This is a genomic window from Alkalibaculum bacchi (genome assembly GCF_937875145.1).
In the GTDB taxonomy this organism is placed as follows: Bacteria; Bacillota; Clostridia; order Eubacteriales; family Alkalibacteraceae; genus Alkalibaculum; species Alkalibaculum bacchi_A.
Map to the genome: position 1 here is coordinate 1 of NZ_CALNCS010000087.1, position 10847 is coordinate 10847.

Here is a 10847-nt window from a genome sequence, read left to right on the forward strand (position 1 = left end):
ACTTGATTTCTCTTTCCCTTTGGTCAAGACAAATCAGGTATTACTCCCAGGTGGTCAGCAAAACCGTACTCGCCTTCGGGCGAGATAAAGACCTAAGCTCCTGCCCCAGTCATCCTGAGCGCAGCGAAGGATCTTTACACACTAATTAATAAAACAAAAACTTCTAAAAAATACCAACTTTTTTTATTCATCTTAGCTGCCACCATCGGTGGCAGTTTTTACTTAGAACTTACAACGTACAACTTAGAACTAATACGTGCGTTTTTTTGTAAAAATTGGCTTGACAATAGCCAATTTTTTTTGTATATGGTTGATACTGTAAACACAAACTATAGTTAATTATATAAATGGAGGTTAATTATGAAAAAATCAATTTCTTTCTTTTTAACTTGTCTACTGCTATTTAATTATACTATAGTAAGTGCAGAGCCAGCTACGGAAGAAGGCAAAGATGCGCAGACAGAGGGGCTTCAGATTGAATCTTCATCTGCAATACTAATAGATGCAGCTACTGGACAAATACTTTATGAGAAAAATGCCAATGAAAGGCGTGCTCCAGCAAGTGTTACAAAAGTAATGACTATGCTTATTATTATGGAAGAATTAGATAAAGAGAATATCTCAATAAATGATCAAGTTACAGTGAGCCAATTTGCTGCAGATATGGGTGGTTCTCAGCTGTTTTTAGAGCCTTCAGAAACCGTAAGCGTAGACGATTTGCTCAAGGGCATTGCCATTGAATCAGCAAATGATGCAGCAGCTACTATGGCAGAGTATATTGCAGGAGATTATCAATCTTTTATCGGAATGATGAATGAAAAGGCAAAAGAATTAGGTATGAAGGACACCCAATTTATGAATTCAAATGGATTGCCTGCAGAAGGGCATTATAGTAGTGCAAATGATATTGCCTTGATGAGCAAAGAGCTAGTAAAATACCCTAAAATTCATGAATATCTGACTATTTGGATGACAGATGTGAACGTAGGGAAAAATGATGACAAAGTTCGAACTTTGGCCAATACAAATAAATTGCTTCGAAGGGATAATCGAGTCGACGGCCTTAAAACAGGATATACAGATGACGCTGGTTACTGTTTAAGTGCTACGGCAAAAGAAGGTTCTATGAGATTAATCTCCGTTGTCTTAGATGCGCCAAGCTCTAATGATCGATTTGATGAAGCCTTGCAATTATTAAATTATGGATTTAGCCAATATAAAAATGAAACCGTTGTAGAAGAAAATACGGTATTAGACACCATACCGATTAATCGAGGAGTAAAAGAAGAAATTAATGTTGTTACAAAAGATGGATACAGCCAGCTTATGTTAAAAAGCGAAAAAAAGGAATTTAAACAAGAAGTAAAACTAAATGACAACATAAGTGCTCCAATAGCAAAAGGAGATAAAGTTGGAGAATTAAAGATTTTAGAAAATGGAAAAGAAGTAACAAAGATTGACCTTATAGCGGAAGAAGATGTAGAAAAGATCAATTTCTTTAATCTCTTTAACAAATTTATCACTCAATTTATAAACTTAAGCAACTAATTATTTATAGCAACTAGCACTGGTCGCTAGTCGTAGGTTTTGATTTCTATCTAAAAACCTAGTGTTTGATCCAGATGCGTAGTTGCTATTATTTCTTGTTTTTGCCTTTAAATAAAGGTATAATCATAGTATTATTTATGAGGAGGATGTACATGATGACAAATTATCTTTTTTCAAACCATGACACCGTAGCTTTAGCAGAAAAGTATGGTACTCCACTATACGTGATCAGTGAAGATATAATAAGAGAAAATTTAACAAAAATAATAAATGCATTTACAAAACAAAATGCTACATATGATATTAATTATGCTGGCAAAGCTTTTTTAAATTTGGCAATGTGCAATATTATAAAGGATATGGGCGTATCTTTAGACGTAGTATCAGGGGGAGAACTTTACACAGCGTATATGGCAAGTTTTCCTATGGAAAGAGTTTGTCTTCATGGTAGCAATAAAACAGTTGAAGAAATAAAAATGGCCATCGAATACAATATCGGCAAAGTAATTGTCGATAGCAAATATGAACTAGAACTTTTAAATGCCATCTGCGAAGAACACAATCATGTAATGAGAGTGTCTATACGAGTTTCCCCAGGTGTTGAAGCACATACTCATGAATTTATACAAACAGGAAAAATAGACTCAAAATTTGGTATACCTTTAAAACAAGTAAGAGATTTATTTGATTTTAGCAAAGACTTAAAAAACATTAATATTATCGGCTTACACTGTCATATAGGATCCCAAATAATTGATGAAGAGCCTTTTTTAGTCACTGCAGAAGTAATGCTTAATTTAATGAAAGAGCTAAAAGAAGACGGATTTTCTTTAACCGAGTTAAATTTAGGTGGTGGATTTGGTATTCCACAAATGAGACATGATGCAAGCTTTAATGTAGATCAGTATATTGAAAAACTAATGAGTACAGTGAGAAGGATTTGCAGCGAAATTCAATTAGAGGTGCCTAAAATCGTCGTTGAGCCAGGTCGTTATACAGTAGGAACGGCAGGCATTGTATAAGATTGGTACAGTAAAGGAAATACCCGAAATCCGAAAATACGTCAGCGTTGATGGAGGAATGACGGACAACCCTCGGCCTGCATTGTATGGTGCAGTCTATGATGCCATAGTAGCCAATAAAACTTTAGTTTCTGAGGAACAAGAGATTGTCACTATAAGCGGAAGATGTTGTGAAAGCGACACCCTTATAAAAGACATCCAATTGCCAAAAGTAGAACCAGGAGATATCTTAGCCGTCTTAAATACAGGTGCTTATAATTATGCTATGTCTAGTAATTACAACAAAATACCAAGACCAGCAGTAGTTCTCTTAAGAGGAGATGAAGATGAGATCATTGTAAGAAGAGAAACCTACGAGGACATTGTCGCAAAAGACATGTTGCCAAGCTGGCAGAAATAAAAGCTGAAAGCGGAAAGTAGAAAGCTGAAAAAAACACTTATCTATTGGCGAGATCGTCTAAAGTCTAAGATCCTTCGCTATCGCTCAAGGATGACGAGAGTAGGCGGCTTTACAGGACTTTAAATGCTTAAGGCATATTTTGACCCAAGCTACTGCTTTTGTCATCCTGAGGAGCTTGCAACGAAGGATCTTAGACCCAAAAGGAATGCTAAACGCTAGGGACTGAAGCGCTAAGGGGCTTTTTACTTAGAACTTATAGAGTGGTTACTTTGCTTGTCGAGAAGCGTAGCGACGAAGAGAAGCATTAGCCAGGCTTGCCCAAGAGCACAAGCATAGCGCAGGGCGATTGGCTGCAAGCTACGGCAGAACATAGAACTAAAAAAAGGGGGATTACATGGGTGGCATATTAAACAATATTTTAAGCAATATTGTGGGTTCATTACAGGCTATGATTTATACTTTGCCAGCGTTGCTTATTACTATTACTCTACATGAATTAGCACATGGCTATACTGCATATAAATTAGGGGATCCTACGGCAAAATCTGCGGGGCGGCTTACTTTAAATCCCATTAAGCACATAGATCCTATGGGTCTTTTATGCCTTTTTATTTTGAGGTTTGGATGGGCAAAACCAGTTCCGTATAATCCAAACTATTTTAAAAACAGAAGAAAGGGCACCTTTTTAGTTTCACTTGCAGGGCCCTTGACAAATATTATCCTAGGTCTTATTTCACTTATAGCAATGTTTCTGTTAAACTCTACAGGTACCACTGCCTATCTTTTCTTTGAGTTGCTCTTTATCTACAATGTGAGTTTTGCCGTCTTTAATTTAATTCCTGTTCCACCTCTAGATGGTTCAAAAATCGTAGCGAGCATTTTACCTGGTAAATTAGAAGAAATGTTTTGGAAGGTCGAAAGATACGGTTATGTAGTATTGCTCATATTAATCTTTACAAATGTCCTAGACTATATATTAAACCCAGCCATTGAATTTATGATGATTGGGATGTTTTCTTTGGTGAGGTTGTTTTTTTAAAAGCAGGTGGTCAGGTGGTCAGGTGGTATGTCGTAGGTTGCGGGTTTCTAGCTCCTTCTAGTCGCTACAAACCTCGCCAACCTTGACAGGGGTAATACCACTTGATTTCTCTTTCCCTTTGGTCAAGACAAATCAGGTATTACTCCCAGGTGGTAAGCAAAACCTTAAAAGCCGAAAGCCGAAAGCGGAATGCCGAAAGAAAATGCAAAATCAACTAGACACCATTACAGCCTTCTAGAGTGTCATTCTCAGGAGCGTAGCGACGAAGAATCTCTAGGAACGAACTTTGCGTAACTTAGAATGAATAATATTGAAAGCTGAATGTGCAAGAAAATCTAAACTCGCCTATAGGTGAGGTGATTCTTGCTTTTAACCTCTTGCCTCTCAATCCGTAGGGAACGACGCCCTCGTCGTTCCGCATAACGGTCACCTTAGGTGACCCAAATTTCAGCTTTCCGCCTTCTGCTAAAACATTAATATAGGAGCTCAAGATAAAATAAAAACACAGACTTTTTCAACATAACAAAAGAAAGAGGTAATACATGGAATACGAGATAAGGCTTCAAGAGTTTGCAGGGCCCTTGGATTTGCTTTTGCATTTGATTAAAAAACATGAAATCGACATTTTCGATATTCCAATCTCTCAAATCACAGACCAGTATTTAGAGTATATCAATCAAATGAAAGAATACAATATGGACTACTCTAGTGAATTTGTGGTCATGGCTGCTCAGCTTTTACAGATAAAATCCAATCTACTCCTTCCTCCTGAAGAAGATGAAGAAGGAAATGAGATCGATCCAAGGTTGGAACTTGCTGAGAAGATCTACGAGTATAAAATTTATAAAGAGATAAGCGAATACTTGCAAAACCAAGGGGAAATATCTATGCAAGTACACTATAAAGATCCAGAGTACTGGGAAAATACTAATAAAATAATTACTGAAATTGATATTGAAAGTCTTTTTCAGGCGTTTAAAAGAGTTTTGGCCAAAAGCAAAGTGGAGAAGGTTGAAAATATCCTTCATAAAATAGAAAGAGAGACTGTACGAGTAGAGGATAAAATGAGAGATATTATAAGTCTTCTCGAGGACAAAAGAGAGATTTCTTTTAGTAGTCTTTTTGACACTACCATCTCCCGTACAAAAATCATTGTGACTTTTTTGGCTTTACTAGAATTAATAAAAAATAATTTCGTCTTATGTGCCCAAGAGAGAATTTGTGGTGAGATTGTAATTTGGAAAATTAGGTGATGCTATGAAAGATGAGCTATTGGGACCACTAGAAGCTATTCTCTTTGCAGTAGGTGAGCCTATTAGCATAAATGAAATAGCAAATAGTTTGAATATAAACACGACAGATACTAAAGATTTATTAGAAGAATTACAAGAAAAGTATACGAATAGCAATAGAGGAATACAGTTAATACAAATCCAATCCAAATATCAACTAGGTACAAAGACAGAATTTCACCATTATATTGATGATTTACTAGTAGAGCGAAACAAAGCAGGTCTATCTCAGGCCGCTTTAGAAACTTTATCCATTGTAGCCTATAAGCAACCAGTTACTCGAATTGAAATTGAACAGATAAGAGGAGTAAAGTCATCTAGTGCACTACAGACTTTAGTTGATCGTAATCTCATAAAAGAGGCAGGCAGATTAGAGGCACCAGGTAAGCCAATCCTTTATGGAATAACACCGGATTTTCTAAAATATGCAGGAATTACTACAATAGAGGAATTGCCTTCTTTTGAGGAATTTGTACAATCAACAGAAGAAAGTTCCAAGTAAAACCATGTCACCGAGGGTGACTATTGCTTTTACTTGGAACCTAGAACCTAGAACTTAAAACTAAAAAATAGCGCAGGTCGCTATTTTTTTTGTTGTAAATTCTAAAATTCATCTAAAGGTAATACTATAATAATATGGTGTATATTATTTATCATAAAAAATCTTATCATAAATGATAACTTAGGAGGTTCATATGATAAAAATGTGTTCAACTGTACTATGTATCGTCATTATTTTAAGTTTCTTTCTACCAACAGCTGCTATGGCCATAGATGTGCCATCTCAGTCTGCTATATTAATTGAAGAAAAAACGGGTAGAATATTGTATAATAAGAATAGTGAAACGGAAATGGCGATGGCAAGTACTACTAAGATTATGACTGCTATTTTAGCTATAGAGTATGGGAATTTAGATGATGTGGTAGTCGTAGGTGAAGAAGCAGCTAATGTAGAAGGCTCATCTATTTACATTGAAAAGGGAGATAAAATCACTTTAGAGGATTTAGTATATGGACTCATGCTTCGCTCTGGAAATGATGCAGCTTACGCTATAGCTACTCACATTTCAGGAAGTTTAAAGAATTTTGTGGAATTGATGAATGAGAAAGCTCAAATAATAGGGGCTACTAATACAAATTTTACAAATCCTCATGGCTTATATGAAAAAGAACATTATACTACAGCAAAAGACTTAGCTCTTATCACACAATACGCCTTTAGAAACGAAGATTTTAAAAAAATTATGAGCGCAAAAAAAACAGATATTAAAATCAACAATCAAGTTCATACTCTGTACAATAAGAATAAACTTCTTACTGGATATGATGGAGGAAATGGCGTAAAAACAGGTTATACTATAGATGCAGGTAAATGTTTGGTTTTTTCTGCTGAAAGAGAAGGCATGCAAATGATAGGTGTAATCTTAAGGGCTAGTGATATATGGGCAGAGTCAAGAATCTTATTAGATTATGGATTTGAACAATACACCACAAAAAATGTTATGAAAAAGGGAGAGTATATTACTTCTATATATGTAGAAGACGGCATAAATGATCAATTTAAAATCATTTCTGACGAAAATATTGACATTCCCATCAAACAAGGAGAAAATATAGAACGGGTGCTTAATGTAAACAATATTATGGCTGCTCCTATATATAACAAACAAAGAATTGGAAGTGTAGATTTCTTAATTGATGGAGAAATCATCTATTCAAAAGACCTCTACAGCCCACAGAAGGTATACGAAAAAGATTATCTTAAGTTCTTGAAAGAGAATTTGCGAGATTATTTTAATATTCTTAGTCAGGAAATACCAATTGAAGCACTAGATATTAAGTGGCTAGACGCTAGTTAGGTGGTAAGCAAATATGCGACTAATGTCGCAGTGAAGGATGAACATGGAACAATGAATAATGAACAATTTGAAAGAGTAGCAAGATTCGCATATTTGTACTGTTCAATGTTCAATTTTCATTATTCATTTAAGGTTTTCCCCGTCCAACGAACCAACCTTAACTCCTGCTTAAGTCATCCTGAGCGCAGCGAAGGATCTCTACGCTCTAACTAGTGAGATAAAAATATCTAAAAACAAACGCCAAATTATCTAATAAATATTAACTGCCACCATGGGTGGCAAAGGTTTTACTTAGAACATACAACGTAGAACTTAGAACGAAAACGGGAGTGACTCAATGAGATTACAAAAGTTTCTAGCCAATCATGGTGTAGATTCTAGAAGAAAGTGCGAAGAGCATATAAAAGATGGTAGGGTAAAGGTCAATAATGAAGTCATTACTGAAATGGGTTTTATTGTGGATCCGGATCAGGATGAAGTAACCTTTGATGGTAAAAAAATTGGAACAAATGAGAAAAAGGTTTATATTATGCTGAACAAGCCACGAGGAGTCATTACATCCGTAAAGGACAATTTTAATAGGCAGACTGTATTAGACCTTGTTCATTTAGAGGAAAGGGTGTACCCTGTAGGGCGATTAGATTATGATACAGAAGGTCTTTTGCTATTAACCAATGATGGAGATTTTACTTATACAATGACCCACCCTAAGCATCATATAGGAAAGACATATGTAGCAAAAATAAAAGGTAGACCTACAAAGGCAGAAATAAAAGCCTTTGAAGGTGGTTTGATAATTGAAGATTATAAGACATCTAAGGCATCCTTTAAAGTACTTAGAGAGTTTCCAGAAAATACTCTCGTGGAGATTATAATCTGGGAAGGCAGAAACCGACAGGTGCGCAAAATGTGTGAAAAAATCAGCCACCCTGTTCTAAGCTTAAAGCGGACAAGCATTGGAAATCTTGCTCTTGGAGACTTAGAAATAGGAGCTTATCGACATTTAACAAAAAACGAAATAACATCATTAGGAGTGTTAAATCATGATTGAAATAAAGATTTATGAACGAAATCAGCTAGATTTTAAACTAAATGAAGAAGAATCTACTCATGTTTGCATTATGACAGAAGAAAAAAAAATTCTTGGAGTAGCTGGATTTACTTACTATAAACATGGAGTAATCCTTAATTTTACAGAGATGAGATTAGAGGATCCTTTCTTATTTGATGGATTGGTAAAGTCTGTGATTAATTTTACCTATAATAGAGGCGTAGATGAATTAGAAGTATACGATGAGGATACAGTCGACTATATGAATGAAAATGAAATAGAAATGATCAATAATAGAATTCTGATTAAGGAGTTCTATAGCAAAAATAGCTGTGATCATAAGAAGGTATAATATGAATATATTTCACATAACGAAATTAGCTCAAGATTATGCATCCACAGCGATCACAAAAGGAGATAAAGTAATTGATGCCACAGCAGGCAATGGTGCAGACACAGTGTTTTTAGCAGAAAAGGTGGGTCAAACTGGACAAGTTTATGCTTTTGATATACAAGAAGACGCCATTAAGAACACTAAGGCTAAAGTTTTAGAAAAAGCTTATGAGAGCAGAGTTCAATTAATTCAAGATAGCCACGCAAATATAGATCAATACGTTCAAGGCCCCATTTCATGTGCGATGTTTAATTTAGGTTATCTGCCTAAAGGAGATCCAGCCATTATCACGAAAGGGGCTTCTAGTATTAAGGCATTAAAAAAGAGCTTAGAACTATTAAAGGTAAATGGAATTATTACGATATGCGTCTATACCTCTCATGAAGGAGGAGTAGAAGAGGCCTCTATTGTAGAAGCATATCTAAAAGTACTAGATAAATACAGATACAAAGTATTAAAGTATTCCTGTTTAAATGATCAAACATCACCCTATATTGTTTTAATTGCTCGTATGAAGTAAAAATATATTTGCATAATAGGGTAGTAAATAATTTTTTTTATATTTTAATAGTCAATGGATTGGGTTTGATTTAAAATAGGTAATTAAGAGGTTTCGTGCTCTAAAAAGAGACAAACAAAATAGATTATGCAGGTGAATATCGTGTCAGAGTACAAAAACTTTACAGAAATAATGTTAAAGATAAAAGAGGATTATCCAAATTTAAGCAAGGGAAATAAGCGAATCGCAGATTTTATCTTGAATAAATATGAAAAGGCAGCTTTTATGACAGCGGCAAGTCTGGGAGAAGCTGTAGGTGTGAGTGAGGCTACAGTAGTGCGCTTTGCTAATTACCTTGGTTTTAATGGATATCCAAGATTTAAAAAAGTCTTACAAGAAATGATAAAAACAAAATTGACTACTACTCAGCGAATTGATATGTCTTTAGACAAATTTGACGAGGAACATCTGTTAAATGATATTCTAACAGCAGATATTGATAATATCCGCTATACTCTAGATGAATTTGATAAAGATAGATTTCAAAAGGTAATTGACTTGATTGTAAATGCACAAACAGTTTATATAGTAGGTTTTCGTACTACTTCCCTTCTGACAGAGTTTTTAGGATATTATCTGGATTTATTACTCAATCAGGTAAAAGTAATTGATTCTAAAGTAGGCGATATTTACGAACAAATTATTCATGCAAAACCTGGTGATGTAGTCATAGGGATTAGCTTTCCAAGGTATTCTTCCAAAACATACGAGTCTATGAAATTTCTAAAGGAGCGTGGTCTTAAAGTTGTGGCGATAACGGACAATGAAATGTCACCTATTACAAGGATTAGCGACTATTATCTTATTGCAAAGAGCAATATCATCTCTTTTGTAGATACGATTACTGCTCCAATGAGTCTTATGAATGCTATAATTGTAGCCGTTGGCCTTAGAAATAGAGAAAAGACAAAAGAGATTTTTAATGAACTAGAAGAAATTTGGGCTGAGCATTATATATATGATAACAGTCAATCTTAAACAAGAAAGTAGAAGAGAATATATGAGCAAAATTGTCGTTATTGGCGGAGGAGCAGCAGGTATGATGGCTGCTGGAACTGCAGGTGCGAGACATGAAGTAATATTATTAGAAAAAAATGAAAAACTAGGCAAAAAGATGTTTATAACGGGAAAAGGCAGATGTAATTTTACAAATGCCTGTGAAATAGAAGAGCTCATTGAAAATGTAGTCACCAATAAATCTTTTCTCTACAGTGCTTTTTATACTTTTAGCAATACAAGCACCATACAGCTTTTTAATGAACTAGGTTTAAGAGAAAAGGTGGAAAGAGGCAATAGGGTTTTTCCACAAAGTGACAAATCTAGTGATGTCATTAAAGCAATGAGCAAGTATTTAGAAAAGAACAATGTAGAGGTAAGGCTAAATACTACGGTAAAGGATCTTTTAACTGAAGATGGTAAAATCAAAGGAGTCTTATTAGAGAATGGTCAAACTATCGAATGTGATGGTGTTATTTTAGCTACCGGAGGAGTTACCTATAGTCAGACAGGCTCTACTGGAGATGGGTATATATTTGCTAAAAAGTTAGGACATGGAATTATTGAGCCAAAAGGAGCTCTTATTCCCCTTGTAAGCGAGGATTCTTTTGTGAAGGAATTACAGGGGCTTTCCTTAAAAAATGTTAGTATATCCCTCTTTAAGGGCAATAAAAAGGTAAAAGAAGT

General features: G+C 35.1%; 12 protein-coding genes. All 12 read left to right on the forward strand.

What is annotated here, in order from left to right:
• Window positions 1-360 precede the first annotated feature (360 nt).
• Window positions 361-1548 carry a D-alanyl-D-alanine carboxypeptidase family protein gene (locus Q7P22_RS05875; protein ID WP_303861868.1) on the forward strand — a complete coding sequence of 396 codons (1188 nt, stop codon included), beginning with the start codon at window positions 361-363 and terminating at the stop codon, window positions 1546-1548.
• Between the two features lie 152 nt (window positions 1549-1700).
• Window positions 1701-2570 (forward strand): diaminopimelate decarboxylase, encoded by an 870-nt coding sequence (lysA, locus tag Q7P22_RS05880; RefSeq protein ID WP_303861870.1) that lies wholly within the window; start codon window positions 1701-1703, stop codon window positions 2568-2570.
• Window positions 2563-2970, forward strand: coding sequence for a hypothetical protein (locus Q7P22_RS05885; protein WP_303861872.1), 408 nt, complete (start codon window positions 2563-2565; stop codon window positions 2968-2970). Before lysA ends, Q7P22_RS05885 begins: the two co-directional genes overlap by 8 nt.
• 394 nt (window positions 2971-3364) lie before the next feature.
• On the forward strand, window positions 3365-4009 hold the full coding sequence (locus Q7P22_RS05890; protein WP_207657447.1) for a site-2 protease family protein: 645 nt from the start codon (window positions 3365-3367) through the stop codon (window positions 4007-4009).
• Between the two features lie 542 nt (window positions 4010-4551).
• Window positions 4552-5262, forward strand: a complete 711-nt coding sequence (locus Q7P22_RS05895; protein ID WP_303861875.1) for a ScpA family protein — start codon at window positions 4552-4554, stop codon at window positions 5260-5262.
• A gap of 4 nt (window positions 5263-5266) precedes the next feature.
• The gene (scpB, locus tag Q7P22_RS05900; protein WP_113921105.1) at window positions 5267-5803 is read left to right on the forward strand and encodes an SMC-Scp complex subunit ScpB; all 537 of its coding nucleotides are present in this window, start codon (window positions 5267-5269) and stop codon (window positions 5801-5803) included.
• 193 nt (window positions 5804-5996) lie between these two features.
• The gene (locus tag Q7P22_RS05905) at window positions 5997-7160 is read left to right on the forward strand and encodes a D-alanyl-D-alanine carboxypeptidase family protein (protein WP_303861881.1); all 1164 of its coding nucleotides are present in this window, start codon (window positions 5997-5999) and stop codon (window positions 7158-7160) included.
• Window positions 7161-7497: 337 nt separating this feature from the next.
• A complete protein-coding gene (locus Q7P22_RS05910; RefSeq protein ID WP_303861884.1) occupies window positions 7498-8211 on the forward strand; it encodes a pseudouridine synthase in 714 nt (237 codons plus the stop codon).
• Window positions 8204-8563, forward strand: coding sequence for a hypothetical protein (locus tag Q7P22_RS05915; protein WP_303861887.1), 360 nt, complete (start codon window positions 8204-8206; stop codon window positions 8561-8563). The genes Q7P22_RS05910 and Q7P22_RS05915 overlap by 8 nt, the downstream gene beginning before the upstream one ends.
• A gap of 1 nt (window position 8564) precedes the next feature.
• Window positions 8565-9125 (forward strand): class I SAM-dependent methyltransferase, encoded by a 561-nt coding sequence (locus tag Q7P22_RS05920; protein ID WP_303861889.1) that lies wholly within the window; start codon window positions 8565-8567, stop codon window positions 9123-9125.
• 141 nt (window positions 9126-9266) lie between these two features.
• Window positions 9267-10142 (forward strand): MurR/RpiR family transcriptional regulator, encoded by an 876-nt coding sequence (locus Q7P22_RS05925; RefSeq protein WP_341457139.1) that lies wholly within the window; start codon window positions 9267-9269, stop codon window positions 10140-10142.
• Window positions 10123-10847, forward strand: a 725-nt coding sequence (locus Q7P22_RS05930; protein WP_303861893.1) for an aminoacetone oxidase family FAD-binding enzyme, incomplete at its 3' end; no start/stop codon positions are given. The genes Q7P22_RS05925 and Q7P22_RS05930, both read left to right, overlap by 20 nt.

Bases quoted from the DNA above. Each gene is read 5' to 3' on its own strand.
- Q7P22_RS05875 (WP_303861868.1), top strand. From the start codon at position 361: ATGAAAAAATCAATTTCTTTCTTTTTAACTTGTCTACTGCTATTTAAT.
- lysA (WP_303861870.1), top strand. From the start codon at position 1,701: ATGATGACAAATTATCTTTTTTCAAACCATGACACCGTAGCTTTAGCA.
- Q7P22_RS05890 (WP_207657447.1), top strand. From the start codon at position 3,365: ATGGGTGGCATATTAAACAATATTTTAAGCAATATTGTGGGTTCATTA.
- Q7P22_RS05895 (WP_303861875.1), top strand. From the start codon at position 4,552: ATGGAATACGAGATAAGGCTTCAAGAGTTTGCAGGGCCCTTGGATTTG.
- scpB (WP_113921105.1), top strand. From the start codon at position 5,267: ATGAAAGATGAGCTATTGGGACCACTAGAAGCTATTCTCTTTGCAGTA.
- Q7P22_RS05905 (WP_303861881.1), top strand. From the start codon at position 5,997: ATGATAAAAATGTGTTCAACTGTACTATGTATCGTCATTATTTTAAGT.
- Q7P22_RS05910 (WP_303861884.1), top strand. From the start codon at position 7,498: ATGAGATTACAAAAGTTTCTAGCCAATCATGGTGTAGATTCTAGAAGA.
- Q7P22_RS05915 (WP_303861887.1), top strand. From the start codon at position 8,204: ATGATTGAAATAAAGATTTATGAACGAAATCAGCTAGATTTTAAACTA.
- Q7P22_RS05920 (WP_303861889.1), top strand. From the start codon at position 8,565: ATGAATATATTTCACATAACGAAATTAGCTCAAGATTATGCATCCACA.